Raw genomic sequence first — 23,800 nt, forward strand, 5'->3', positions numbered from 1 at the left:
TCAGCGCCGGTCCCGATGCCGTACCAGGCCTTCCAGGGTAAACCGCGCCTGCATCAGCACCACATCCCGCACCAGTTCCATTTCCTTCTGGCTCACTTCGGTCCAGTTCAAGGCGGAGAGCAGCTTGGGTTTCTGCACCCGAAACGCCAGGCCCTGGGTGAACAGCGCCATCGAGTGGATCACCGTGCGTTCGTCGTCAACGGCAAGGCCGGCAACGCGCGCGATCAGCAGGCGGATCACGTTGGCGATGCGCGCCTTGAAGCGTTCCTCGAACGCCATGGTCGCGCTTTCAGGGCAGAGCCCGGCTTGATGGCGATCAAGAAACGCCCGCCACGCGGTGGTCTGGGGACTGTCCTGGATCGTTGAAACCACCGCGCCGAGAATGCCCAGTGAGGCGTCGATCAACCTCTGATCGTCGACCCCGGGATCGGCCAGCGCACCTTCTGCGGCTTCAACGGTAGGCGCCATCTTCTGCCACAACAGCGCGATCAAGTGCTCGACGCATTCCAGGTACACGCCTTCCTTGCCATCGAAGTAGTACTGGATCGCGGGCGCATTGACGCCGGCAGCATTCGCGATGTCTCGCGTGGACGCGCCGTCGTAGCCACGCTCGCCAAATACCTCGACAGCCGCCTCGATAATGCGTGCGCGGGTTTCTTCACCCCGCTGATAACCCCCTTCGGCGGCCGGTTTGTGTCGTGCCATGTGCCACTCCATTTTTTTAACGTAACCAAAATATACCAGTTGACAAAAATTCGCGAAAAAACGAATTTATTCCAACTGATATAAAACTGGAGTGACTTGATGTCCGCTGCACCTCCCTCTCCTCAGGTCATTCCTGAAACCACCGTCAACGGCCAACGTGGCAAAGCCCGACGGATTCTACTGTCACTCGCCGGCGTGGCGCTGTTGGCCGGGCTGGCGTGGGGCGCCTGGTGGTGGCTCACCGGGCGCTTTATCGAGACCACCGACGACGCCTATCTGCAAGCCGACAGCATCAGCGTGGCGCCGAAAATCAACGGCTACGTCGCCGAGGTGCTGGTGGCCGACAACCAGAACGTGAAGCGTGGCGACGTGCTGGTGCGCCTGGATGCGCGCAAATACCAGGCAGTCAGTGACGAAGCCTCGGCGACGATTGCGGCCCGCGAGGCCGACTTTGCCAAGGCCCAGGCCGACCTCGTGCAACAGGACTCGACCATCGCCGAAGCCCGCGCCCAACTGCAGGGCGCCCAGGCCGACGCCCAGCACGCGCAAACCGAAGTCGCACGTTATGCGCCGCTGGCGCGTTCCGGGGCCGAGCCGGAAGAACGCCTGGCGCAGCTCAACAACCAGCTCGCCCAGGCCCGCAGCACCGTGGCCGCCAAGCAGGCCGCGTTGCGCTCCAGCCAGACCCGCTACGGCACCCTCGAAGCCCAGCTCAAGCAAGCCCAGGCGCAACTCGGCGTGGCCAAGGCCAGCGAAGCCCAGAGCCAGCTGGACGTGGACGACGCGGTGATTCGCAGCCCGCTCGATGGCCGCGTCGCTGATCGCGGTGTACGCGTCGGCCAATACGTGCAGCCAGGCACACGCTTGTTGACCGTGGTGCCGGTGAGCGCGATCTACCTGACCGCCAACTACAAGGAAACGCAGATCGGCGAGATGCGCGCCGGGCAGACCGTCACCGTGCATGTGGACGCACTGCCAGGCCATGATATTCAGGGCCATATCGACAGCCTGTCTCCAGGCACCGGCGCACAGTTCGCGTTGCTGCCGCCGTCCAACGCCACCGGCAACTTCACCAAGATCGTGCAGCGCGTGCCGGTGCGGATTTCCCTGGATGTACCGGATGACGACGCGCGCCAGGCACTGGTGCCCGGCTTGTCCGCCACCGTGGAAGTCGACACCCGCACCCACAAGGCAGACGCCAACCATGGCTGAAGCCATCTTGACCGAAGTGCCCGCGGACAAACCGCGCAACGCTTCGCTGACCGACTGGATCGCAGTCGCCGCCGGCTCGCTGGGCGCCTTGCTGGCGACCCTGGACATCTCGATCACCAACTCGGCGCTGCCGCAGATCCAGGGCCAGATCGGCGCGACCGGTACCGAGGGCACGTGGATCGCCACCGGTTACCTGATGTCGGAAATCGTCATGATTCCCCTCGCCGCCTGGCTGACCCGGGTATTCGGCCTGCGCCGGTTCCTGATCGGCACCGCGTTGATGTTCACGTTTTTCTCGATGTTCTGCGGGTTGTCTTCCAGCCTCGGCGCGATGATCGCCGGGCGTATCGGCCAGGGTTTTGCCGGCGGCGCGATGATCCCGACCGCGCAGACCATCGTGCGCACCCGCCTGCCTGCCCATCAGTTGGCAATCGGCACCACGATGTTCGGCATGACGGTGATCCTCGGTCCGCTGCTGGGCCCGGTGATTGGCGGATGGCTCACGGAAAATATCAACTGGCGCTGGTGCTTCTTCATCAACCTGCCCGTCAGCATCACCTTGATCACCTTGCTGATCACCGGCCTGCCCAGCGACCGCATGAACCTCCAGCAATTCATCAAGGCCGACTGGCTGGGCATCATTGGCCTGGCCATGGGCCTGAGTTCACTCACCGTGGTGCTGGAAGAAGGCCAGCGCGAACACTGGTTCGACTCGCAGTTGATCATCTGGTTGAGTATCACGATGGTGATCGGCTTTTTCCTGATTGCCGTCGGGCAAGTCCGCTCGAGTACGCCGATCCTGCGCCTGCAACTGGTGCTCAACCGCAGCTTTGGCAGCGTGCTGCTGATCGCCACGGCGGTCGGCGCCGGGCTCTATGGCACGGCGTACCTGGTGCCGCAGTTCCTCGGCATCCTGTCGGGCTATAACGCGCAACAGTCGGGTTCGATCATGTTGCTGTCGGGGATTCCGGCGTTCCTGCTGATGCCGATCCTGCCGCGAATGCTTGGCCGCCTGGACCTGCGGATGATGGTCGGCGTGGGTTTGTTGATGTACTGGGCCAGCTGTTTTCTCGACACCCAGCTCACCGCCCAGAGTGTCGGCCATGATTTCTACTGGTCGCAGATCCTGCGGGGCTTTGGGCAGATCCTGGTGATGATGCCCCTCAGCCAACTGTCGATGCGCTCGGTGGAAACCCGCGATGCGGGTGACGCGGCCGGGCTCTACAACATGTCACGCAACCTCGGCGGCACCTTGGGGCTGGCGCTGCTCGGCGTACTGATGGACCGGCGTAGCCACTTCCACGACGACATGTTGCGCGAAGGCATCCAGGCCAACACCCAGTTGACCCAGGATCAAATGGCGAGCAATACCGCCAGCTACCTGGCGCAAACCGGCGACCCGTCCACGGCCTCGCTGCAGGCCCTCAGTCATCTGGCCAACGACATCGCCCAACAAGCGGCGGTGATGGCCTACAACGACGCGTTCTACGTGCTGGGACTCGCCATGCTGGCGTGCCTTCCCCTGATCTTCATCCTGAAAAAGCGCGCGGCGCAGGCAGGCCAACGAACATGATTTATCGCTCACTTCCCTTGCTCTTCACCGTCGGTCTGCTGACGGCGTGTACCGTGGGGCCGGACTACCAGGGCGCGCCGGATGCCGCGCCAAAGACCCTCGCGGCCGGGCGCTTGCCCCACGCCGACATAGGCCTGCCGCGCGCACCCGCGGTCGCCCAGTGGTGGCAAGCCCTGGGCGATCCGCAGCTCAACCAATTGGTGGCCCAGGCCCTGCAAAACAGTCCGGACATGGCGACCGCCCAGGCGCGCCTCAAGCAATCGCGAGCCAGCCTGAGTGGCGCCAACGCCAACGCCCTGCCCAAGATCACCGGCGATGCAGCGATGCTGAAGCTGCGCTCCCCCGACACCTCGGCGCTGGGTGGCAGCAGTGGCGGTGGTCGCGGGCCATTGAGCCTTTACCTCGCCGGCTTTGATGCCAGCTGGGAGGCCGACCTGTTCGGCGGCACCCGGCGTGCAATCGAGGCGGCCCAGGCGGAGAACGACGCCTCGCAGGCGCAACTGGCCGATGCCCAGGTGCAACTGGCAGCCGAGGTGGTGCAGACCTATGCCGACGTGCGTGACCAGCAGGCGCGACTGGCACTGGTGGACGCCAGTGTCGAGATTGAGGAACAGGCGCTGGACCTGACCCAGCAGCGACGCAGCCGTGGCGTGGCCTCGCAGTTGCAACTGGAGCAGGTCCTGACACAGGCCGAAAACACCCGGGCCCAACGCCTGCCGCTGCAAGCGTCAATCGTCGAGGCGATTGACCAGTTGAACCTGCTCTGCGGCCTGGAACCGGGCGAGTTGGACGCGAGCCTCAACACTCCCCGCGCCCTGCCCGCTATCCCTAGCCAAGTGCCATTTGCCGACCCGGCGGCGATCCTGAAAGCACGCCCGGATATCCGGGTGGCCGAGCGCCAACTGGCTTCCAGCAACGCGCAGATCGGCGAGAAAACCGCCGACTGGTTTCCCAAGCTCAGCCTGATGGGCGACTTGTCGTTCTCGGCGGCCGATCCCGGGCACCTGGCGCGCAAGGACAGCGGCACCTGGCTGCTGTTGCCGCGGCTGACCTGGAACGCATTGGATTTCGGCCGGGTGGCGGCCAGTGTCAAAGGTGCGGAAGCCGGGCGCGACGAGGCCCTGGCCCATTACAAAAGCGTGGTGTTGAGTGCGTTGCGTGATGCGGATGTGGCCCTGGCGCGGTATGGCAACCAGCGGCAGAACGTGGTGCTGCTGCGTAACGTGGAATCTTCGGCAGTACGGGCTGCGGACCTGACGCGCCAGCGTTATAAGGCAGGTACGGCGAGCACGCTGGATTGGCTGGACGCGGAACGTACGCGGTACCAGGCGCAGGAAAGCCGGATTTCCGGGGATGCGCTGTTGCTCAAGGACTTTGCGTCGTTGCACAAGGCGCTGGGGTTGGGATGGACGTTGTGACAAATAACCCGAGTGACCACTGACCTGTGGCGAGGGGGCTTGTCCCCCGTTGGGCTGCGCAGCGGCCCCAAAAAAGAGGGACTGCTACGCAGTCCAACGGGGGACAAGCCCCCTCGCCACAACAAGCCCTCTCACCACAGGTACGGTGTCAGCTTTTAATTGGCCGTATTGGCCCGCGCCGCGTGCAGCTTCTTGTAGCTGTCGATCAACCGCAGGTGCCGGTCCAGCCCTTCCAGCTTCATGCTCGTCGGCGTCAAACCATAGAACCGCACACTGCCATTCACCGACCCAATCGCCGCGTCCATCCGCTCGTTGCCAAACATCCGGCGGAAATTCACTTCGTAGTCCGCCAGTTCCAGGTCTTCGTCCAGCTCCATCTCCAGCACCGCATTCACAGCCTGATAGAACAAGCCGCGCTCGACGGTGTTGTCGTTGTACTGCTGGAACATCTCCACCAGTTCCTTGGCTTCTTCGAACTGCTGCAGGGCCAGATAAATCAGCAGCTTCAATTCCAGGATGGTCAGTTGACCCCACGCCGTATTGTCATCGAACTCGATGCCGATCAAGGTGGTGATGTCGGTGTAGTCGTCCAGTTCGCTTTCAACCAGGCGCTCAACCAACCCCTTCAATTCCGCTTCGTCGAGGCGATGCAGGTTCAGGATGTCCTCGCGGAAAAACAGCGCCTTGTTGGTGTTGTCCCAGATCAGGTCGTCGATCGGGTAGATCTCCGAATAGTCGGGCACCAGGATGCGGCAGGCGGTCGCGCCGATGTGCTCGTACACCGCCATGTAGACTTCCTTGCCCATGCCTTCGAGGATGCCGAACAACGTGGAGGCTTCCTCGGCATTGGAGTTTTCACCCTGGCCGGAGAAGTCCCATTCGACGAACTCGTAATCCGACTTCGAGCTGAAGAAGCGCCACGACACCACACCGCTGGAGTCGATGAAGTGCTCGACAAAGTTGTTCGGTTCGGTCACCGCATGGCCTTCAAACGTCGGCTGCGGCAGATCGTTCAGGCCTTCAAAGCTGCGGCCTTGCAGCAGTTCGGTGAGGCTGCGTTCCAACGCCACTTCCAGGCTTGGGTGCGCGCCGAACGAGGCGAATACGCCGCCGGTGCGCGGGTTCATCAACGTCACGCACATCACCGGGAATTCACCGCCCAGGGACGCATCCTTCACCAGTACCGGAAAGCCCTGGGCTTCCAGGCCCTGGATACCGGCCAGGATACCGGGGAATTTCGCCAGCACTTCCTGCGGTACATCCGGCAGCGCGAATTCACCTTCGATGATTTCGCGTTTTACCGCGCGTTCGAAGATTTCCGACAGGCACTGCACTTGCGCTTCAGCCAGGGTGTTACCGGCACTCATGCCGTTGCTGAGGTACAGGTTCTCGATCAGGTTGGACGGGAAATACACCACCTCGCCATCGGACTGGCGCACGAACGGCAGCGAAACAATGCCACGTTCTTCGTTGCCGGAGTTGGTGTCATAGAGGTGTGAGCCGCGCAGCTCGCCGTCACGGTTGTAGATGTGCAGGCAATGCGCGTCGAGTATCTCCGGTGGCAGTTCGTCCTTGCGGCCCGGCTTGAACCAGCGCTCGTCCGGGTAATGCACAAACGCCGCGTTGGCGATGTCTTCACCCCAGAACTGGTCGTTGTAGAAGAAGTTGCAGTTCAGCCGCTCGATAAACTCGCCCAATGCCGACGCCAATGCGCCTTCCTTGGTCGCGCCCTTGCCGTTGGTAAAGCACATCGGCGAGTGCGCGTCGCGGATATGCAGCGACCATACGTTGGGCACGATATTGCGCCACGAAGCGATCTCGATCTTCATGCCCAGGCCCGCGAGAATGGCCGACATGTTGGCGATGGTTGTTTCCAGCGGCAGGTCCTTGCCCGCGATGTAGGTGCCCGCGTCGGACGCCGCGCTCGGCATCAGCAATGCCTGGGCATCGGCATCCAGGTTTTCCACTTCCTCGATGACAAACTCCGGCCCGGCCTGCACGACTTTTTTCACGGTGCAGCGGTCGATGGAACGCAGGATGCCCTGGCGGTCTTTATCGGAGATGTCCGCTGGCAATTCGACCTGGATCTTGAAGATCTGGTTGTAGCGGTTTTCCGGGTCGACAATGTTGTTCTGGGACAGGCGAATATTGTCGGTAGGGATGTTGCGGGTTTCGCAGTACAACTTCACAAAGTAAGCCGCACACAACGCCGACGACGCCAGGAAGTAATCGAACGGACCGGGGGCCGAGCCATCGCCCTTGTAGCGAATAGGCTGGTCGGCCACCACGGTGAAGTCGTCGAACTTGGCTTCAAGTCGAAGGTTGTCGAGAAAATTGACCTTGATTTCCATGCGGGATTACCAGAATAGCGAGCAAAATATGGCCGCCATTATCCGGGTTTCGAGGCGTAAGTCTTGTGCTTTCGGGCCTGGCCGATCGTTGGCGATGGGTATCAGCCGTGTTGAAAGTCCGCAATCTGCTGCCACATCGCGATCGGGTTGGAGTACATCGGGAAGTGCCCGCACCGGGCAATCGGCGCCAACCGCACGCCTTGCGCCTGGATATGCGCCAGGTACGACAAATGGGCATTCTGCTCGCCGTACATGAACATGCGCGGGCATTCCAGGCCGAGGAACTTGCCCATCAAGTCGGCGTTATCCGACAGTTCGACCATCGACTGGAAGATCCCCCGCACCGCCCTGGCACGCACCTTGTGCCGCAGGCTCGCCGAATACAGCGCGCTGGCGTAGGCCGGTGCCTGCCGGGTGCGCTCGATAAAGGCGCTGAAAAACGCCTCGGGATCGTCCGCCGGGTAGTCGACGATCTGCCGGCTGAGAAAGCAGTCTTCCGGGGCGATATTGCCTTCGATATCGACAAAGCTCAGCACCCGGCCCGGGAACTGGTGCGCCAACATCAGCGCGGTAAGCCCGCCCATGGAGTGGCCTACCAGATGGAAGCGCTCGATGTTGAAATGCTCGAGCACCTGCAAGGCGGTTTGCAGCAGGAACGGGATGGAGATCTTCGACAGGTCATCGCAATGGCTCTCACCGCAACCCGGGGCGTCATAAGCCAAAAATGGATGACCGTCGAAGGCAGGTTGCTGGACGATGTCGGCGTAGTCTTCCTTGGTCGAGCCAAAGCCATGCAGGAACACGATTGGCGCCAGGGTACCCGCGCGGTGGATCGCGGCGATGTTCAACGGTACGCCGTCGACGGTCATGGGGAGCTGGGTATGGATGAATGGCATAGTGAAGACTCCCTGAAGAAACCGGATCAGCGGCTCAAAAAACCGCTAATGTCGACGGCATTCAGCTTTCTGTAAATTCCTGATTCAAGAAGGTATTCATAGCCTGATCGTATGTATCACTGAATCACCGCCACCGCCTCGGCAAACTGCGCATCGCTGACATCAGCGTTACCGCCAGCGCTGCGAAAACTCAGCAGCGCCTGTTCGAAATACGCGCCACGAATCTCGCCGTCGGACCCTACAAACGCCAATGCGTCATTCTTGGCCGAAAGAAAGCTGCCCGGGCGCGTCGTCAGTTCCGACGTCAGCAAGGTGAAGGTGGAGAACCTCAGGCATGACCAGCCCAGCGGATCGTCGGCAAAGGAGATGCCGTCTTTGGCCTGGGCGGAGGTGGTGACGAGCAAGGCAAAGATGAACGCGAAGATTCTCAACGATCAGCCGCCAGTTCACAGACAGCCGTGCCCTTTATACCCGAGGCTTGCATGCTGACGTGCCGCACGGAAAAGCCGGGGTGCGTCACCGTTTTCTTTTCAGACCATGGCCCACCACTGGCGACCTGGTAGCTGATGGAGCCATCGGCGGCCCAAGCCAGGCGCAGTGAGTAGACCCCGTTGTGATCGGGAGTGGTCAGGACCAGGCTATCAGTGACCCGCTGTGCCTTGTTGAACAGCCGCAGTTGGAAAGCCCGTTGGTCGTCGGTACCTAGCGGGTAGCTGGAGAGAAACAGGATATTGTCCTGGGCATCGTCCTCGCCCGCTCCGAGAATGACCGAAGACACCCATTCCTCACCGAGATTGTTTTTTTCAGTGGTCACGTTGCAGGTCAACTGCCCGTGATTTCCGACTTTCTGCTTGAGGTAGTTGCCGTAATAACCGTGTGGCACATTGAACTTCAGCGTTTGCACAGGCCCGGCGCTGCAGCCGAACAGCAAGCTCAATAGCGATAGCCCGATCACTCCTTGAAAAACCTTCACACGCGCTTCCTTCCTTGAAATGGCTGATGACATCGGAGCGCAAGGCTAACCGTCTTGCCGGATGTGTACAACATCGCCAAGTACCTGGACCATGGTCCTGCCGTGTTCCAATGGAAACACGGCAGGGTTGTTGGCTTACGCCGTGGCCTCACGATGACGGCTCAAGTCGACAGCCATATCGGTATCACCTTCGCATCCGAACAGGCGCAGGTTTGGAAGCCCGGCGCTAATCAGCGGGCGTACGTTCTGGGCGAAGGCATAACCGTTACAGATATCGAAGTACAAGCTGCCGCTCCACCCTCCCGGCGGGTTGGCCAGCAATGCGTCAGCGAACTGACGAGGGGTGAAGTCGGTGAAGTTGACCCCTTCTTCGCCGAAGGCTTGCGGGGAGCCGTGCGCGGTGATGACCAGGACATCGCCATTGCGCAAGCGCCCGAGTGTCTGCGGCAGGGCGGCGCGGCGGCAGCCGCTGTAGCGATAATCAGCGCGAAAATTACGCGCGGCGGCGGTTAGCTGGCTGTCATCACGGCACCAGCAAAGCAGGGTTGTGCTCATGGTCTTGCTCCTTGCATGAGGTTGCGAACATTGAGAGAGGTTGCGTTCACATCTATTCCCCTTTTAAAGGGGATGGCGCGGTTGCGCCCTTCTCCCGCGCCTCGCAGCGCAGGAAGGCCTTAAACGGGGTTAATTCATCAGCAGCCACTTGGCTCGCTCGAGGTAGGCCATTCGATCGGCAAGGCCATTGGCGCCGCCGTTGATGAGTCGCGTGACCTCCTTCACATTGTCGGCATCGGCCTGGTCGTTGAGGTTCCTGCTGGACCAGAACCAGCCCGCAACGTCTACCGACAGGTCGGGGTCTGTGCCCACCTGCCCAGGCGCATCAGTGCCCTCGAAATCCCGGTGGCAGGCCAGGCCGTACTGGCGATAGTTGGCACGGCCCGTGAGCTGGATCAGCCCCCGGCCCTTGAACAGCTTTCCATCGCCTGGCTTCGTATTGCCAAGGTCTTTGCGCCCTTCGTAAGCAGCACCAGAAGCGATTTCTTCGGTGTAAACCAGGCAGCCACTTTCGTGGGCGATCTGCGCCAGGAAATGTGCAATGCGCAGCGGTGTATTGATCTTGTAGCGATTGAGCACATCGACAATCGGCTGGAAAAACTCGGCAACGCGCGAGGCGCTGGCAGTGGTCATGATGATGCGCAACTTTTCTACCGTCAGGCCTGGTGGCAGCCCCCTGCGCAGCGCCGCCATCGTCTGGTCACACGGCGCTACCAGAGCCCCCGGAGTAACCCCTGCACCTTGCTGGAAAGTCTTCAGTGCCCCACGGGAGCCGCTCCCCCACGCCCCATCAGTGGCGAGGTTGCAGACCAGGCCATGTTGGCCGCTGTTGAGGTTGAGCAGAAACTGAAGGCTGCGTACATCTGCCGGAATATTCTTGCCGCTGTCGCCGACTGTATTGCTAATGCACATGGTTTGCTCCTTGCTGCAGGCACACGTTTCCCGTCAGGCGACGGGAAACGTGCCTTGCATCAGTGTGTTCTGAAGGTGGAACTCAGGAAGCGGGCGTTGTCGCTACTTGCCCGGGGGATCGAGCTTGACGGTGTAGAGGGGGCTCTCTTCACCGCGTTTAAACAACTCAATGACGACAGCACCGCCAGCGCCGCGTCTGTGCAGATAACCATTTTCCAGTGGCGCACAACGGCCCTTTGCCGGCCCGCCCAAGGCATAAAGATCTACTTTCTGCTCATCCGTCGTGACGAAATTGAGCGTGAGATTGCAGGCCCAGCTGCCTGCGACGCGCAGATCTCCAGCCGGGGCAGACGGTGTGGCGCTGGGGAGCGTCAGGGCAACCCGAACATAGTTGCTACCGTCGAGGATGGTCCCCGCCAATTGTTCATCGGCAGAAGCCGGCAGGATGCCTGCCAGCAACATCGCGCCAGCGAACAGGGATGCTGTTTTTTTCATTTTGACTCTCCTTGTTAAGTGACTGTCTAGAACCACAACGCCAACAAACGACTCGCCAGCTGCACAATCTCCCTCGCCAAATCGGGCTTGACCATCCCGAGCACCACCACCGCGAACAGGAAGGCAACACCCAGCCCGCATAACACGCGCTTGCGCATCAACATGCCCGCTGGCGGCTCGACGTTTGGCTTGATGATGCCTCGCAATGTCTTCGTCTCCTGTTCAGACAGGGTCAACAACATCGAACGGTCAGCGCGCCTCTTCATCGCCATGCCCCCGGTAGCGCCCAAGCAGGTTGCCATCGAGGCGAACGGTGATCGCTTCAGCCCCATCGCCCGGCACCTCGATACACAGTTCATGAGCGGTTGCCTTACCCCGCGGTGCACGCCCGATCCGCAGCGCCAGCGCCCCGCATGCAACCCGCTCTACCGTGGCGGCCACAACCACCTCCATGCCTGCCACGTAAGTACCCGGCCACAATCGACTGGAGGCCACCTGCGCCAGGTGCATTTCGCCGCCCAATGCCCGGATAAACTCCTCCAGGCGGATCATCACGACTGCCCTTCGTCATCGGGCAGCCAATACGGCTTGCGGGCAAAACCCAGGTGGTAGATAAGGGCCTGCAATACCACCTGGTGCTCGCCAATATTGAGCAGCGTGAAATTCTTTTCGATGCCGACAATCCGCCCCTTGGGGGTTTCGGTCAGGCAGCGATTGAGCAGCGCGGCTTGTGCCTGCACCACCGCTTCGGGAGTCAGCTTTTCCGGATCGGTACTGCCGACCACGATGCGCTTTACGTATCCCACGTCCGTCAGGTCGAACATGATGGGTCTCCTTTCCGGAAAAGCCTGACGACCAGCGCCGGGTTAATCCCCTATAGCCGCTGGCTGTTAAGCACTAGCGATGCCGGCTTACGCCGCCGCCTGGGTGATCGCCTTGGGCGCGACGGACTGGGCGATCATGTCGAGCACCCGGGCCAGGCCTTCAGGCATGCCGTCGTCACTGGCATGCACCTCGACGTGGTACTTGGCCGACTGGTCGCTTGATCGGGTGTTTTCCTTGTGAGAAGACACCGAGCCCGAGATGTTCACCTTGGCGCTGAACGGGCCCCAGCCGATCTTCGCCTCGGCCGACAACGCCGCTGCGGAGTCGCTGGACTCGCGGGATTGCTCGGAGTTTTTAACCTCCATGTCGAAGCTGATGTCGACCTTGTTAATGGACAAGTTCGGCACCTTCACCACGGCCAGAAGCGGCACTTCCAGCTCCACCGTTTCCATCGGGTTGGCCCCGCCCGTGCCCGGGTTGGTCTGTGAAGGTCGATCGAAACGGAACATCACTGTTCGCACGCCACCGACCGCGTTGGGATCGTCGTCGGTCGCGGGCGGCAGAAAGCCAATCACCTTGATGAAATCAGCGGTGGCATTGGCCAGGCGTACCTGGGCATCGCAAGCGGCGGTCAGGGGACCGCCGATCAAGTCACCCATGGGAAGGCCGCGGAATTGGTCACCCATCGAGAAGTTAGGCATAAGTCATCTCCATTTGTACTCAGATCAATTTATCGAGGTTTTGAACCAGCCGAGCCATCCCCTCGGACGAGGGTTGGGTTTCGACTCTGAGGGTGACGCGCGCGAGTGGCCCGCCTTCCCCATTACGGCGAGCGCCAAGATCGACGCTCAAAGGCTTGTGGGATTCAGTCGGCCATGGGGAATCGGCATCGCCTGAGTCAGGCGCTTCGCTTTGCACAGGGCTCAGTGCACCACTCTCATCCGCGTTGAGGCCAACCTCGAAAGAGATTTCCATGTCCTTCACGGCGAGCAGTCGTGAGCCTACGAGGGAAAGCAGCGGCACGGAGACCACGCGTTCCTCACCTTCCAGTGCGCCGGGGGAAGTGGATGGCAACCGGACCTCGATACTGACCGGCCGGTTATCTTCATCGAAATACTGGCGCACCGTGGACACCTGGAAACGCTGGATCTTGTCCTGCGCCTCGGCGACGGCCCCGGCGATGCTCTGGATGAGAAGGTGCAGAGATTGATTCGCCACGTGAGACGCTCCTTGTCAGATGCCAGTGCCAATGCAGACTGCTGTGCCTGGCAACGCCACTTGCTGATGGGTTGGTTGGTGAGTCGAGGTTAGGCCTGGAGTCCCGGTGCTGTCTGTGGACGTGCGTCCCGAAAACCTGGATGCGCGTCCCAAAAAAAGGCCGTTCGGTTAAACGGCCTCTGGCGGATTCAGCTGCTGATCAATTCCCGGACCCACTTCGCGAGCCCGGGCACGTCGCCAGCGTGTGGCACCAGGTGAGAAAAACCCGGCAGATCGCCGCGCTGCATGGCGGTTTTGGCAGCCCGTGGCGACAGGCCGAAGGCCTTGCGAAACAGCCGGCTGAAATGCGCTTCATCGGCGAAGCCATGGTCGTAGGCGAGGTCAGATATGCGCCGGGCGGCATTACCCGGGTCACCGAGTGCGAACAGGCACCGGCGCAGGCGACGTTGCTGGACGTAGTGGCGCACACCGCTAAATTTTTTAAACTCGCGGTACAGCTGGCTGCGCGAAACGCCCAGCTCCTTGGCAAGCGCACCCGGGGTGAGGTCATCGCGCTGCAGATTCTGCTCGATGTAAAGGCGTACCCTGCGGCCAAGATGGGCGGGGCCGGAACGCGGCGCCGCGGCTGTGCGAGCTGCTACCTGAGCCAGGCAAGCCGCGACCATGCCGAGTATGGGCAGCGTGAGCCTGAACGCCTCGTCCAGTGAAAGCTTCGGCACAACGAACGCCAATGAAGACAACAGTTGCGCCAGCAGTGCACCGGATGCGCTCTCCCGGCGCAGCACCAGGCCATGCAACTGGTCCGTGTCATACAGCAAGGGCGACAACGCCGTACGCGGAATCAGCAGGCTAACGCCCTCGCCCTGCGCCATGGAAAAATCCGCCGGTTGCGACAGATCAAGCACCACCACATCCAGCCGGCGCACCCGCAAACCGTCGCCGCACACCAGGCCTCTGTGCAAGGGCAGATGAAGCAGGTAGTGATCGAGGTCGCACCATTTCAATCGTGCCCGGTCCCGGCAGTAGCGGGCGCCATCCAGGCGACCACTGCAAAACAGAAAGCGGTTGAAATGGTAAACCGTCATTGAGGCTGAAAAATCATGAGTTTCGAGAGCGGTTGCATCAAACAGGAGTTCGATGGTCTGTCGCCAAATCAGGAAGCCTTGATTGCCGGGAGAGCCCAGCGTTGTACTGTGGAAACTCGGAATTGCTGTGAAACCCTGTCCTTCGTTGTCGCTAGAACCCTTAGCAGAATAAAACTCCATCGTACCGACCCATCCATAGTTGAGTCGGTAAAGGGCTTAGAAGGGGAATCGGGAAGTCGCCACTAATTTGGCATCACGCTCATAGAAATAAAATTCCATAGTCGGGCCCTGTCAATCCGTATGACCGACGCTCAACCCCCACAACACATCCAGCACGTGCTGCGTCGGCCGTTCGACGTTTCCGGCACGATGCGCGATACCCAACTGGCGCCACAACAACGGCTGCAATGGCCGCATCACAATCCGGCTGTCGGTCAACGGCGTGGACGCTTCATGGGGCAACAACGTCGCGCCATAACCGGCGGCCACCAGGCTTTTGATCGCATCGTTGTAGTTCAGTTGAATACGCGGTGTGGGCTGCAATCCTTCACTGGCAAACCATTCGGCGGTCAGGCGCGAAAGCCGGGTGGTGTTGTCATTCAGGATTAACGGCTGGGCAGCCAGCCAGGCGGGTGTTACCACCTCGGGGCATTCCCGACGCGCCGGCAAAAATGCCATGACCGGGTCGCGCCGCCAGGGCTCGATCCGCAAGCCCTTCACCGGTGCCTGGGGCAGCGCCACCAGGCCAATCTCCAGGGCGCCCTCGGCCAGCTTCTTCAATGTGTCCTGCGACGTGAGCACCGCCACCTGCACATCAATGGCGGGATGATGTTGGCTCAAGGTTTCCAGGGCTTGCGGCAGCAACTGTGCGATGGCTCCGGTTGAGGCTCCCAGACGCACCCGCCCCGCCAGCCCCTGCACCTGTCGCTCCACGTCTTCAAGCGCCTGCTCGGCATCCGCCAACAAGCGGCGGGCGCGCTCCACCAGGGTTTCGCCAATCGCTGAGGGCTGCACCCGCCCACGGGCACGCGATAGCAGCTTGCCGCCCACTCGCGCCTCCAGGTCGGCGATGTGCAGGCTGACGGTGGGTGGCGCCAGGTTAAGCATGCGGGCGGCCTCGGCGAACGAACCGAGGTCGGCAATCGCCACCAACGTACGCAGGCGGTCCAGGCTGATTTCGCGCATGGGTCAATCCTCGTTCATAAAATCTGAACTTCATCGTTTGGAAATTCAACTTTTCCTATCCTAGCGGCTGGCCGAAGATTGGAACACCTGATTTCCTATCCGAGTGCATCCCATGGCAAATCCTCTTGTATTCATCGACGGCGACCAAGGCACCACCGGGCTGCAGATCCATCAACGCCTGCGCGACCGCACCGATCTGCAACTGATCACCCTCAGCCCTGAACACCGCAAGGATCCGCAGCAGCGCGCCGAGATGATCAACGCCTGCGATATCGCGATTCTCTGCCTGCCCGACGACGCCGCACGGGACGCCGTCGCCAGCATCCACAATCCGGCCGTGCGGGTGATCGACGCGAGTTCGGCACACCGCACTCATCCCGACTGGACCTACGGTTTCGCCGAGATGAACCCGCAACAGGCGCAACGCATTGCCACGGCGCAGCGGGTGAGCAATCCCGGTTGCTATCCCACCGGCGCGATTGGTCTGTTGCGCCCGTTGCTTGAGGCCGGGCTGCTGCCCGGGGACTACCCAACGACCATTCATGCGGTCTCGGGCTATTCCGGCAAGGGCCGCGCCGGGGTGCAGGAGCATGAGGGCGCCGACGCCTCACAGGCGCCCGCGTTCCTGGTGTATGGGCTGGGGCTGGCACACAAGCATGTGCCGGAGATTCAGCAGCAAAGCGGGCTGACGCAGCCGCCGCTGTTTATGCCGGCCTACGGGGCGTTCCGCCAGGGCATCGTGCTGACCATCCCGCTGCAACTGCGGCTGTTGGCCCCGGGCGTGGACGCGGCGCGGTTGCATGCCTGCCTGTCGCAGCACTACCGCGATACCCGTCACGTACAGGTGCTGTCGATGCAGGCTGCGAGGGAGTTGACCTACCTCGACCCTCAAGCGCTGAACGGCACGGACGATGTGCGCCTGATCGTGTGTGAAAACCACGAGACGGGCCAGGTCCTGCTGGCGGCGATATTCGACAACCTCGGCAAGGGCGCCGCAGGTGCCGCCGTGCAGAACCTGGATTTGATGATCAAGCCGAGACCGTAGCGATAAAGGCGCGCAGGTCCGCCAGCATCAACGCCGGCTGCTCCCAGGCCGCGAAGTGACCACCGGCGGGCATCTCGCTCCAGTGCACGATGTTGAAGGTCTTTTCGGCAAATGAGCGCGGCGGCGGCACGAACACCGGATCACGAAAGGCGGCAAGTCCGGTCGGCACCTGGATGCGGGTGCCGACCGGGAATTTTGACGATCCCTCAAGGCGCTTGCCGTGATACATCCACGTCGCGGTGACCATGGAAGATGGCGCGAGATACAACATGATGTTGGTCAGCAGTTGCTCCTCGGTAAAGGTGCCCCAGAGATCCGGGCTGCCATCGGCGGTAGTGGGCAGATCGGCCCATGTGCCGATTTTTTCGAGGATCCATCCCGCGGCCCCCACCGGGCTGTCGGCCAGCGCGACACCCAGGGTCTGCGGGCGGGTTTCCTGCTGGTGGTTGTAGCCGGTTTCCCAGTCGATCAGCACGTCACGCCGGGCGACGAAAGCCTCCTCCTCCGGCGTGGTCGCAACGGTGCCCTGGGCCAGCAGGTCGGCCATGTTCAGGTGAATCCCCAGTAACGCCTCGGGCCGATCGTGGGCCATCCAACCGGCGATGCCCGAACCCCAGTCACCGCCCTGAACGATGAAGCGGGTTGGCCCGAACAGCCGGGCCATCAGCCCATGCATGAGTTCGCCCGCCCGACGTGGGCCAATCACTCCGGTGATCGGCCTGGAGAATGCAAACCCCGGAAGCGACGGCACGATCACATCGTGTCCGTCAGCCGCCAGCGGTTCCAGCAGCGCCTCGAATTCCAGGTACGAACCTGGCCAGCCATGGAGCAGCAGGATCGGCGGCCTGGAACCGGGGCCCCGCACATGGACGAAGTGCAGGTGCTCGCCCTCAATCTCGGTGATGAAGTTGGGCAGTTGGTTGAGGTGTTTTTCGACCCGGCGCCAATCATAGGATTCCAGCCAGTAAGCGACCAGGCGCTGAAGGTCGCGCACGCCAACGCCCGACTTCCACCCTCCCAAATCGGGAAGCCGGGTCCAATCGTAGGCGGCGACTTTGTCGCGGATGGCCACAAGACGTTCGTCGGGGACATTGATGGTGTAGGGCAAGATCATGGGATTCTCCTGGTGAGTTTCCGTATTACATTGCTTTACGCAATACTGAACCCGACAAAAACCGATGTGAACCCCATTACGCCGCTCAAGGCCTTTGCGAAAAACGCACAAGTGAGTTTCCCGTGGACATAACGGACGAACTGGAAATCTTTACCCTCGTGGCCGAGACCGCGAGTTTCTCGGCGGCCGCGCGTCGCTTGAACCTTGCGCCCTCCTCCATCGCGCGGGTGCTGGACCGCATGGAGGCCCGGCTGGGCGTACGCCTGTTGTTGCGAACCACGCGCTCACTGACCGTGACCCCGGAGGGCGCCGCCTATCTGTCGTGCGCCCGGCGGATCCTCACGGACCTGCGGGAAACCGAACAGCAGATTACCGACCAGAGTTCACCCCGCGGGCGCCTGCGGGTCAGCAGTTCGCTGCTGTATGGCAGGACCTTCGTGATCCCGCTGTTGGGCGAGTTCATTCAGCGCTACCCGGACATCCTGGTGGACATCAACCTGACCGACACCGTGGTCGACATCGCCGCCGGGCAAGCCGACGTCGCAGTGCGATTGGGCCCGCTGCCCGACAGCAGCCTGACGTCCCGCCGGCTGGGCGCCACCCACAAGGTCATCATTGCTGCGCCGAGCTATCTGGCACGACGCGGCACGCCGCAGGTGCCGGAAGACCTGCTGGATCACGACTGCATCGGTTTCAACTTCAAGCGTGCGGCGCCCACCTGGCCGTTTCGCAAGGATGGCCACGACTATTCACTGACGATCAAGGGCCATGTCGAAACCAATAACGGTGACACCCAGGGCCAATTGGCAGCCGAGGGCATCGGCATCGCGCGGGTCTGCGCCGAGACCGTGGCGGACGCCATTCAGGCGGGTCGGCTGGTGCCGCTGCTGGAGGCATTCAATCCCGGCGATGGCGAAGAGATCCATGCCGTGTTCCTGGGCGGTACCCACACGCCGGCGCGGGTCCGGTGCTTTGTCGACTACCTGGTTGAGCGGTTCCAGTAGGCGCGAAATCCCATTACTACTCGGCAACGAGTTCGACGTAGCTCGACTCCCCGCCTCCCGTCGCGCCCGACAACCAGCCCCAGACGAAGGCCAGGGTGGTACGCCCGGCGTCATCCACGCCTAGCGTGCCCCGAGACCAGCCGGCAAGAATCTCGCCCTCGGTGGTCAGGCACTGGTACAGCAACTCGATGGTATCGGGGCCTGTGGCGCGCCCGACTTGATTGCCCATGCGAATCCGGCCGCCCTGGTAGGTGCCCCAGATGGCGTTTTCATCGACGTGGTAATGAAACACGGTGCCTGTACCGGACACACCATGGGTGTTGCCCGCGACGATAAACCGGCGGTTGTCCAGGCGTTCGCTGATTTGGCAAAAGGCATTTGGCATTGACAGGCGCTTCCTTGGTCGAGAGGGTCCATTCCGGGGCGCCCAACCTACCTCATATGGCTTCTGTCGGTCATGTAAAACCTGCACAATTGTGGGCTTTCCCGCGACAGGACGTCCCTTCATGCAACGCATCGTGATTCTCGGTAATGCGGGCAGCGGAAAATCCACCCTCGCCCGCGCCCTCGGACAACGCCTGGGCCTGCCCGTGGTGCACCTGGACACCCTGTTCTGGTCGCCCGGCTGGGTCGAGCCCGACGCCGAGCAGTTCCGTACCCGCGTGCGCGACGCCGTTGCCGCCGATGGCTGGGTGTGTGAAGGCAACTATGCGCGGCGCACGTTCGACCTGCGCCTGCCCCGTGCCGATTTGATCATCTGGCTCGACACGCCACGGCTCACCTGCTTTACCCGGGTGATCCTGCGCAGTGCGCTGAACCGCCCGCGCCCGGATATTCCCGCCGGCTGTACCGAGAAACTCGACCGGGAGTTCCTGACATTCCTGAAGTACGTGTGGACGTTTGATCGCGGCCACCGGCCAGGTATCGAGGCGGTGCGGTTGGCGGCAGGCCCGTCGGTGCCCGTGGTGCACTTGCGCGGTGGCCAGCAGATCGCCGAGTTTCTCGAGCGCTTGCCCGCAGCATCTGAAGGCTGCCTTGAATAGAGGGAGCAGGAGCGTTGGCCGCGATAGTGGGTCGTCTTGCCAGTGAAGAAATCAATGATGGCAAGACTTCCACCGCTTTCGCGCCATGCCGTCCTACAGGTTTTTTCAACTGTAGGATCTTGTTGGCAGCCGCTCCCTCGTGCGACCTGAAGAAGCCCCTATCTGGATCTCAAGTACCGATAGAGCGTCTGCCGACTGATTTCAAAATCACGCGCCAACTTGGATTTACTTTCTCCAGCAGCGGCCCGGTCAATCAAGTTTACAACCTGATTGTCAGACAGTTTTTTCTTGCGACCTCTATAAGTCCCACGATTCTTTGCACTGGCAATTCCCGCCGCCTGTCTTTCCCTCATCGCAGCGCGCTCGAACTCTGCAATCAGCTCCATTACCGCAATGATCGACTCCACGACTTCAAGACAGTCATGCCGGAAAACCAGGTTTTCGTTCAAACACTCCAACGTGACCTGCTTTTCAATCAACCGGCGAATGATGGCGCACAGCTGCTCCGTGCTTGAAGTCAGCGCTGCCATGCTGTCCACCACCACGGTATCCCCGCACTGCAGGTAGCGGAGTAGCCTTTCCAGGCCTGCAGGATTCGCGGCATTGTCTGCCGGCTCATCGCAAAACACGGCATCAAATACATCGTCGCTTGTTATTTTCTCTACGCCAACCTCGGGCTCTTTTAGAGCGCGCCGGACATATTTGATGCGATGCAATCTCATGGTGCCTCCTTGGCAATACTTGTACAGCGTCATTTTATACTTGTACAAACTGTAACTAAATCATCAATTCCTTACACCGCACTTGTAACACTGAACCCACCCAAAATACACAGTTGCAAAGAGTTGAACTTCCCTTATCATTTTGAAGCATGGAATTCTAACAAGCTTTTCGCAAAAAAGTCGATTTCGTATTCCTTGAATGCCCCGTGCAATTCAAGCAACCCATATGAGTATCTACTGTTTTACAGCTCCAACAATTGACATGACCGGCTTGACGCGGCTGTTAATTTCTCGATGCAATCAGAGGATGAATGGATGAATGTCTTGGAAGGCGCCATCGAAATTGATCGCCCAACTACCGATCAGGAAAAGATTGATAAGGTAACCCGCAGTATTACCGATCATGGGAACTACCTGCGAAAGCGTTATCCGATCCTGCAGCACCAGGATGCTCTGGGCGCGAGTGTCATGGCGTTTTCCCTGATAGGGATGGTCATTACGGGAGGGCTCTATCTAAAGGGTTTTATCCCCGCATGGATGTGTATTCTGGTCAATGCGCTGCTGACTTCGTTCATTCATGAAATCGAACATGACCTGATTCATCGCCTTTATTTTAGAAAACAGCCGCTGGCCCATAATGCCATGATGCTCTTCTGCTGGCTGGCACGCCCGGGTATGCCCAGCCCGTGGCTAAGACGCAGTCTGCACTTTCATCACCACAAGGAGTCCGGAACTGATTCTGATGTTGAAGCCTGGATCACCACGAGCGGCAGTCCTTGGGGAATACTGCGATTACTCAAACTGGTGGACGGATTTGTATTTGGTTTTCTAAATGCGGTGTTTGCCCCTGGATGGCGGCAAAAGGTAAAATTGTTAGGCAAGATCATTCGGCTCAATACACCATTCGGGCTTCTGTATTGGGGGTGCTGGTATGTGTTCCTCGGCTACCACCTGTATGTCTGGCTTGGGTCAATTACCGGGATGGAGGTTCACAGTTCAGCTACGACGCTGGAATTAATGGATATCGTCAATAGCGCAGTGGTTATTCTTATAGCGCCCAATATGATACGGCAGTTCTGCCTGTTCTTTATAAGTTCAAATATGCACTATTACGGCGATGTTGCCCCGCGTAACGCATTACAACAAACCCAGGTGATGAACCCTTGGTGGCTGTGGCCGTTCCAGTTGTTCTGTTTTAACTTTGGCAGCACTCACAGCATCCATCACTTCGTGGTGAGAGACCCGTTTTATCTGCGTCAGATGACGGCACCTTATGCTCATAAAGTCATGGCCCAGGCCGGTGTCAGGTTCAATGACTTCGGCACCTACAAACGAGCCAATCGCTTTTCCATGGAGCACTCCCAAACTCGGTCTCGTGGGTGAATTCCTCCACAACCATTATCCGTGTTCGGCAAGTATCAAGGGCCGCACTTCAAATACGAGGACGTTGAGGTATGAAAGCGCAAGGGATATGTGCGAAGCAGTTTGAAGCGGTCAAGCAGGCCTTCGAGGACATGTTCGATGATCCGCAGGAACGTGGGGCCGGCCTGTGCGTGCAGGTAGGCGCAGAGATCGTTGTCGACCTGTGGGCCGGCATGGCAGACCAGGCGGGGACGAAACCCTGGACCCGCGATACGCTGGCCAATACCTTCTGCGTAATAAAACCCTATGTCGCGGTGGCCGTCCTGATGTTGGTTGAGGCGGGCAAGCTGGAGCTGGATGCACCCGTGGCCCGTTACTGGCCCGAGTTCGCCCGGAGCGGGAAAGCAAAGGTCACCCTGCGCCAGGTGATGAACCATACCGCAGGCCTGCCGGCGCTGCGGGGGCCCGACCACAACCCCATGATGTATGACTGGGAGCATATGCTGCGACTGCTGGAGGCCGAGCCGCTGTGGTGGGAACCGGGAACAGACCTGGGCTACGGCACCACCACGTTTGGCTGGATCCTCGGAGAGTTGATTCGCCGGGTGGACGGACGAGATCCCTGTGTGTTTATCCACGAAGAGATTCTCGATCCCCATGAGTTGGACGTGCACCTCGGCGTGAACGAAGAACACTTTCATCGTATCGCGCGTTTCGACAGTGCCACGGGACGAGTCGGTGACCCTTACTCGCAGGCGTTGCGAACCGTGGTGAAAAACGAGCCGTCGCATATCGCGACGCTCGCCTTCACCAACCCCGGAATGGTGCCCAGACGAACCAGTGACCCTCGCTGGTGGGCCTACCGGCAACCCGCCGTGTGTGGACACGGTTCGGCTCACGGCCTGGCCGGTTTCTACAGTGCATTGATAGCAGGAAACTTTATCGGTCCCGAGTTGCTTACTGAATTCAGCCGTGAGCACAGTCATGGCATGGATCGAGTATGGATGCGCCCCATGCGTTATGGATTGGGTTGCATGCTCGAGCAGCAACGCGACCCGACGGCTTCCCATGCAATGGGCCCGAACACCTTTGGCCATATCGGGCTTGGTGGCCCGATCAGTTTCGCTGATCCCGAAAAACAAGTGAGCTTCGGTTTTGTCACCACGACTTCGGGCAGCCATTCGATGATTGATCCACGCCCACGCCGACTTTCATCCCTTGTCTATGCGGCGCTTTGAAGGCAAGGGGCGGATCTGTTCATCTGAGGCTTTCAAGGGGGCGCAATACTGCCGAATGCAACGCAGCAAGTTTGTGGCAAGACACAAGTGGCTGATGGCAAACCGAAACCTTCCCCTCCCGGCCAACAATGAGTCATTGGCTTATGAACGAAGGCTGGTACAACGACGACATGATTTATTTATAAATAAATTCATACGCCTCGATATAAGAACCTATCTTGTTTGAATGAGCAGTCACCCACACTGCATTCATGCCTGTCTTTCTTTGATCGTTGAATTCCGACTGAGTGGTACAAAGCGCAACCCAGCGCTCAGTCTTTAAATCCTTAATCCGCAGACCCGCCTCACAACGACTGAACCTTCCAACGTAGGGCCCCGGAGTCACCAGCTCGTAAGGTGACGCATACTGAACAATGTCGCCGGGCAACAGGTACGTAACGACGTCATAACTGTGCAAGGACAAAATCAGACCCAGGCAAAAACCACCAAAAAAAGATTCTCCAACACGGTTCGGGTTTCTTACAGCCGGACGATAGTAGGTGGCCCTTGCAGCAAAAAAGAGTCCAACCAGACAACCAATGACTATATAGGTCGTCCACTCGGGAATCGATGGCATTAAAACCGTTCGCATTACAATGCGACCGGCCCAGAGCGTATAAGCAATCCATGCTCCAAATAACAGACACACCACCAACAACAAGGTTCTTTTCTTTGATTTGTTTTCAAATGAAGGATATTCCATTCCCTGCCTACTCTATTTTTAATTCCCGGGAAAAGCGCTTCGTGCTTCACGCCAACTTCCTTTACCCGATTGGCATACCGGACATATTAACGATATGAGCGTCATGGTGACCGATCTATTTACCCAC

The 23,800-nt window shown here is 60.1% G+C and carries 27 protein-coding genes; 8 read left to right on the forward strand and 19 right to left on the reverse strand.

What is annotated here, in order from left to right:
* Positions 1 to 705 (reverse strand): CerR family C-terminal domain-containing protein, encoded by a 705-nt coding sequence (locus tag HX824_RS29080; protein WP_003215166.1) that lies wholly within the window; start codon positions 703 to 705, stop codon positions 1 to 3.
* 99 nt (positions 706 to 804) lie between these two features.
* Between HX824_RS29080 and HX824_RS29085 the strand changes: the two genes are divergently transcribed.
* The 3 genes from HX824_RS29085 to HX824_RS29095 are packed head-to-tail and all read left to right on the forward strand — an operon-like array spanning position 805 to position 4,908.
* The gene (locus HX824_RS29085) at positions 805 to 1,917 is read left to right on the forward strand and encodes an HlyD family secretion protein (RefSeq protein ID WP_177050591.1); all 1,113 of its coding nucleotides are present in this window, start codon (positions 805 to 807) and stop codon (positions 1,915 to 1,917) included.
* Positions 1,910 to 3,490, forward strand: coding sequence for a DHA2 family efflux MFS transporter permease subunit (locus tag HX824_RS29090; RefSeq protein ID WP_177055758.1), 1,581 nt, complete (start codon positions 1,910 to 1,912; stop codon positions 3,488 to 3,490). The genes HX824_RS29085 and HX824_RS29090 overlap by 8 nt, the downstream gene beginning before the upstream one ends.
* Positions 3,487 to 4,908 (forward strand): efflux transporter outer membrane subunit, encoded by a 1,422-nt coding sequence (locus HX824_RS29095; RefSeq protein WP_177055759.1) that lies wholly within the window; start codon positions 3,487 to 3,489, stop codon positions 4,906 to 4,908. Before HX824_RS29090 ends, HX824_RS29095 begins: the two co-directional genes overlap by 4 nt.
* Positions 4,909 to 5,063: 155 nt before the next feature.
* Here the strand turns inward: HX824_RS29095 and HX824_RS29100 are convergent, their stop codons facing one another.
* The 14 genes from HX824_RS29100 to HX824_RS29165 form a co-directional block, all read right to left on the reverse strand.
* The gene (locus tag HX824_RS29100; protein WP_102369200.1) at positions 5,064 to 7,259 is read right to left on the reverse strand and encodes an OsmC domain/YcaO domain-containing protein; all 2,196 of its coding nucleotides are present in this window, start codon (positions 7,257 to 7,259) and stop codon (positions 5,064 to 5,066) included.
* 101 nt (positions 7,260 to 7,360) lie between these two features.
* Positions 7,361 to 8,155, reverse strand: coding sequence for an alpha/beta fold hydrolase (locus HX824_RS29105; protein ID WP_008436335.1), 795 nt, complete (start codon positions 8,153 to 8,155; stop codon positions 7,361 to 7,363).
* A gap of 116 nt (positions 8,156 to 8,271) precedes the next feature.
* A complete protein-coding gene (locus HX824_RS29110; protein WP_008436334.1) occupies positions 8,272 to 8,586 on the reverse strand; it encodes a DUF2388 domain-containing protein in 315 nt (104 codons plus the stop codon).
* On the reverse strand, positions 8,583 to 9,128 hold the full coding sequence (locus HX824_RS29115) for a hypothetical protein (protein ID WP_238544247.1): 546 nt from the start codon (positions 9,126 to 9,128) through the stop codon (positions 8,583 to 8,585). The genes HX824_RS29110 and HX824_RS29115 overlap by 4 nt, the downstream gene beginning before the upstream one ends.
* 135 nt (positions 9,129 to 9,263) lie before the next feature.
* On the reverse strand, positions 9,264 to 9,683 hold the full coding sequence (locus HX824_RS29120; protein WP_008436331.1) for a hypothetical protein: 420 nt from the start codon (positions 9,681 to 9,683) through the stop codon (positions 9,264 to 9,266).
* 129 nt (positions 9,684 to 9,812) lie between these two features.
* A complete protein-coding gene (locus HX824_RS29125) occupies positions 9,813 to 10,595 on the reverse strand; it encodes a glycoside hydrolase family 19 protein (protein ID WP_008436330.1) in 783 nt (260 codons plus the stop codon).
* A gap of 102 nt (positions 10,596 to 10,697) precedes the next feature.
* Positions 10,698 to 11,090 (reverse strand): hypothetical protein, encoded by a 393-nt coding sequence (locus tag HX824_RS29130; protein ID WP_008436329.1) that lies wholly within the window; start codon positions 11,088 to 11,090, stop codon positions 10,698 to 10,700.
* A 26-nt stretch (positions 11,091 to 11,116) separates the two neighbouring features.
* Positions 11,117 to 11,356, reverse strand: coding sequence for a hypothetical protein (locus tag HX824_RS29135; protein WP_008436328.1), 240 nt, complete (start codon positions 11,354 to 11,356; stop codon positions 11,117 to 11,119).
* Entirely contained in the window at positions 11,340 to 11,642 is a 303-nt protein-coding gene (locus tag HX824_RS29140; protein WP_008436327.1) for a hypothetical protein, read from the reverse strand. The genes HX824_RS29135 and HX824_RS29140 overlap by 17 nt, the downstream gene beginning before the upstream one ends.
* Complete coding sequence (locus tag HX824_RS29145) at positions 11,642 to 11,914, reverse strand: hypothetical protein (protein WP_008436326.1); 273 nt, start codon at positions 11,912 to 11,914, stop codon at positions 11,642 to 11,644. The genes HX824_RS29140 and HX824_RS29145 overlap by 1 nt, the downstream gene beginning before the upstream one ends.
* A gap of 87 nt (positions 11,915 to 12,001) precedes the next feature.
* Positions 12,002 to 12,616 (reverse strand): DUF2589 domain-containing protein, encoded by a 615-nt coding sequence (locus HX824_RS29150; RefSeq protein ID WP_008436325.1) that lies wholly within the window; start codon positions 12,614 to 12,616, stop codon positions 12,002 to 12,004.
* Between the two features lie 19 nt (positions 12,617 to 12,635).
* Positions 12,636 to 13,133 carry a DUF2589 domain-containing protein gene (locus tag HX824_RS29155; protein ID WP_008436324.1) on the reverse strand — a complete coding sequence of 166 codons (498 nt, stop codon included), beginning with the start codon at positions 13,131 to 13,133 and terminating at the stop codon, positions 12,636 to 12,638.
* 188 nt (positions 13,134 to 13,321) lie between these two features.
* Positions 13,322 to 14,398, reverse strand: a complete 1,077-nt coding sequence (locus tag HX824_RS29160; RefSeq protein WP_256347060.1) for a helix-turn-helix domain-containing protein — start codon at positions 14,396 to 14,398, stop codon at positions 13,322 to 13,324.
* A gap of 111 nt (positions 14,399 to 14,509) precedes the next feature.
* Positions 14,510 to 15,403 (reverse strand): LysR family transcriptional regulator, encoded by an 894-nt coding sequence (locus HX824_RS29165; protein ID WP_008436322.1) that lies wholly within the window; start codon positions 15,401 to 15,403, stop codon positions 14,510 to 14,512.
* Positions 15,404 to 15,515: 112 nt separating this feature from the next.
* Between HX824_RS29165 and argC the strand changes: the two genes are divergently transcribed.
* Positions 15,516 to 16,448 carry an N-acetyl-gamma-glutamyl-phosphate reductase gene (gene argC, locus HX824_RS29170; RefSeq protein WP_177055761.1) on the forward strand — a complete coding sequence of 311 codons (933 nt, stop codon included), beginning with the start codon at positions 15,516 to 15,518 and terminating at the stop codon, positions 16,446 to 16,448.
* Here the strand turns inward: argC and HX824_RS29175 are convergent.
* Positions 16,432 to 17,562 (reverse strand): epoxide hydrolase family protein, encoded by a 1,131-nt coding sequence (locus tag HX824_RS29175; protein WP_177055763.1) that lies wholly within the window; start codon positions 17,560 to 17,562, stop codon positions 16,432 to 16,434. The two genes, argC and HX824_RS29175, sit on opposite strands and share 17 nt — an antisense overlap.
* 122 nt (positions 17,563 to 17,684) lie before the next feature.
* Between HX824_RS29175 and HX824_RS29180 the strand changes: the two genes are divergently transcribed.
* Positions 17,685 to 18,566: a LysR family transcriptional regulator gene (locus tag HX824_RS29180; RefSeq protein ID WP_003215146.1), complete on the forward strand. Its 882-nt coding sequence runs from the start codon at positions 17,685 to 17,687 to the stop codon at positions 18,564 to 18,566.
* A 16-nt stretch (positions 18,567 to 18,582) separates the two neighbouring features.
* Here HX824_RS29180 and HX824_RS29185 read toward each other — a convergent pair whose 3' ends face one another.
* Positions 18,583 to 18,951: a hypothetical protein gene (locus HX824_RS29185; RefSeq protein WP_008436319.1), complete on the reverse strand. Its 369-nt coding sequence runs from the start codon at positions 18,949 to 18,951 to the stop codon at positions 18,583 to 18,585.
* 121 nt (positions 18,952 to 19,072) lie between these two features.
* Between HX824_RS29185 and HX824_RS29190 the strand changes: the two genes are divergently transcribed.
* Entirely contained in the window at positions 19,073 to 19,609 is a 537-nt protein-coding gene (locus HX824_RS29190) for an ATPase AAA (protein ID WP_008436317.1), read from the forward strand.
* A gap of 158 nt (positions 19,610 to 19,767) precedes the next feature.
* Here the strand turns inward: HX824_RS29190 and HX824_RS29195 are convergent, their stop codons facing one another.
* Positions 19,768 to 20,331, reverse strand: a complete 564-nt coding sequence (locus HX824_RS29195; RefSeq protein WP_023658890.1) for a recombinase family protein — start codon at positions 20,329 to 20,331, stop codon at positions 19,768 to 19,770.
* A 315-nt stretch (positions 20,332 to 20,646) separates the two neighbouring features.
* Here HX824_RS29195 and HX824_RS29200 point away from each other — a divergent pair, with 315 nt between their 5' ends.
* Together HX824_RS29200 and HX824_RS29205 are read left to right on the forward strand one after the other, a co-directional pair.
* Positions 20,647 to 21,714 carry a fatty acid desaturase gene (locus HX824_RS29200; RefSeq protein ID WP_003215138.1) on the forward strand — a complete coding sequence of 356 codons (1,068 nt, stop codon included), beginning with the start codon at positions 20,647 to 20,649 and terminating at the stop codon, positions 21,712 to 21,714.
* Between the two features lie 71 nt (positions 21,715 to 21,785).
* The gene (locus HX824_RS29205) at positions 21,786 to 22,931 is read left to right on the forward strand and encodes a serine hydrolase domain-containing protein (RefSeq protein ID WP_102604937.1); all 1,146 of its coding nucleotides are present in this window, start codon (positions 21,786 to 21,788) and stop codon (positions 22,929 to 22,931) included.
* A 175-nt stretch (positions 22,932 to 23,106) separates the two neighbouring features.
* On the opposite strand, the gene HX824_RS29210 is transcribed toward HX824_RS29205, so the two are convergent.
* Positions 23,107 to 23,673, reverse strand: a complete 567-nt coding sequence (locus tag HX824_RS29210) for a hypothetical protein (RefSeq protein ID WP_177055765.1) — start codon at positions 23,671 to 23,673, stop codon at positions 23,107 to 23,109.
* Positions 23,674 to 23,800: the final 127 nt, after the last annotated feature.

The sequence above is a fragment of the Pseudomonas sp. D4002 genome, assembly GCF_013385665.1.
Lineage (GTDB): Bacteria > Pseudomonadota > Gammaproteobacteria > Pseudomonadales > Pseudomonadaceae > Aquipseudomonas.

Excerpts from the sequence above, each read along its gene's own strand:
- HX824_RS29080 (WP_003215166.1), bottom strand. The coding sequence starts at position 705 with ATGGCACGACACAAACCGGCCGCCGAAGGGGGTTATCAGCGGGGTGAA.
- HX824_RS29085 (WP_177050591.1), top strand. The coding sequence starts at position 805 with ATGTCCGCTGCACCTCCCTCTCCTCAGGTCATTCCTGAAACCACCGTC.
- HX824_RS29090 (WP_177055758.1), top strand. The coding sequence starts at position 1,910 with ATGGCTGAAGCCATCTTGACCGAAGTGCCCGCGGACAAACCGCGCAAC.
- HX824_RS29095 (WP_177055759.1), top strand. The coding sequence starts at position 3,487 with ATGATTTATCGCTCACTTCCCTTGCTCTTCACCGTCGGTCTGCTGACG.
- HX824_RS29100 (WP_102369200.1), bottom strand. The coding sequence starts at position 7,259 with ATGGAAATCAAGGTCAATTTTCTCGACAACCTTCGACTTGAAGCCAAG.
- HX824_RS29105 (WP_008436335.1), bottom strand. The coding sequence starts at position 8,155 with ATGCCATTCATCCATACCCAGCTCCCCATGACCGTCGACGGCGTACCG.
- HX824_RS29120 (WP_008436331.1), bottom strand. The coding sequence starts at position 9,683 with ATGAGCACAACCCTGCTTTGCTGGTGCCGTGATGACAGCCAGCTAACC.
- HX824_RS29125 (WP_008436330.1), bottom strand. The coding sequence starts at position 10,595 with ATGTGCATTAGCAATACAGTCGGCGACAGCGGCAAGAATATTCCGGCA.
- HX824_RS29130 (WP_008436329.1), bottom strand. The coding sequence starts at position 11,090 with ATGAAAAAAACAGCATCCCTGTTCGCTGGCGCGATGTTGCTGGCAGGC.
- HX824_RS29135 (WP_008436328.1), bottom strand. The coding sequence starts at position 11,356 with ATGAAGAGGCGCGCTGACCGTTCGATGTTGTTGACCCTGTCTGAACAG.
- HX824_RS29140 (WP_008436327.1), bottom strand. The coding sequence starts at position 11,642 with ATGATCCGCCTGGAGGAGTTTATCCGGGCATTGGGCGGCGAAATGCAC.
- HX824_RS29145 (WP_008436326.1), bottom strand. The coding sequence starts at position 11,914 with ATGTTCGACCTGACGGACGTGGGATACGTAAAGCGCATCGTGGTCGGC.
- HX824_RS29150 (WP_008436325.1), bottom strand. The coding sequence starts at position 12,616 with ATGCCTAACTTCTCGATGGGTGACCAATTCCGCGGCCTTCCCATGGGT.
- HX824_RS29160 (WP_256347060.1), bottom strand. The coding sequence starts at position 14,398 with ATGGAGTTTTATTCTGCTAAGGGTTCTAGCGACAACGAAGGACAGGGT.
- HX824_RS29165 (WP_008436322.1), bottom strand. The coding sequence starts at position 15,403 with ATGCGCGAAATCAGCCTGGACCGCCTGCGTACGTTGGTGGCGATTGCC.
- argC (WP_177055761.1), top strand. The coding sequence starts at position 15,516 with ATGGCAAATCCTCTTGTATTCATCGACGGCGACCAAGGCACCACCGGG.
- HX824_RS29175 (WP_177055763.1), bottom strand. The coding sequence starts at position 17,562 with ATGATCTTGCCCTACACCATCAATGTCCCCGACGAACGTCTTGTGGCC.
- HX824_RS29185 (WP_008436319.1), bottom strand. The coding sequence starts at position 18,951 with ATGCCAAATGCCTTTTGCCAAATCAGCGAACGCCTGGACAACCGCCGG.
- HX824_RS29190 (WP_008436317.1), top strand. The coding sequence starts at position 19,073 with ATGCAACGCATCGTGATTCTCGGTAATGCGGGCAGCGGAAAATCCACC.
- HX824_RS29195 (WP_023658890.1), bottom strand. The coding sequence starts at position 20,331 with ATGAGATTGCATCGCATCAAATATGTCCGGCGCGCTCTAAAAGAGCCC.
- HX824_RS29200 (WP_003215138.1), top strand. The coding sequence starts at position 20,647 with ATGAATGTCTTGGAAGGCGCCATCGAAATTGATCGCCCAACTACCGAT.
- HX824_RS29205 (WP_102604937.1), top strand. The coding sequence starts at position 21,786 with ATGAAAGCGCAAGGGATATGTGCGAAGCAGTTTGAAGCGGTCAAGCAG.
- HX824_RS29210 (WP_177055765.1), bottom strand. The coding sequence starts at position 23,673 with ATGGAATATCCTTCATTTGAAAACAAATCAAAGAAAAGAACCTTGTTG.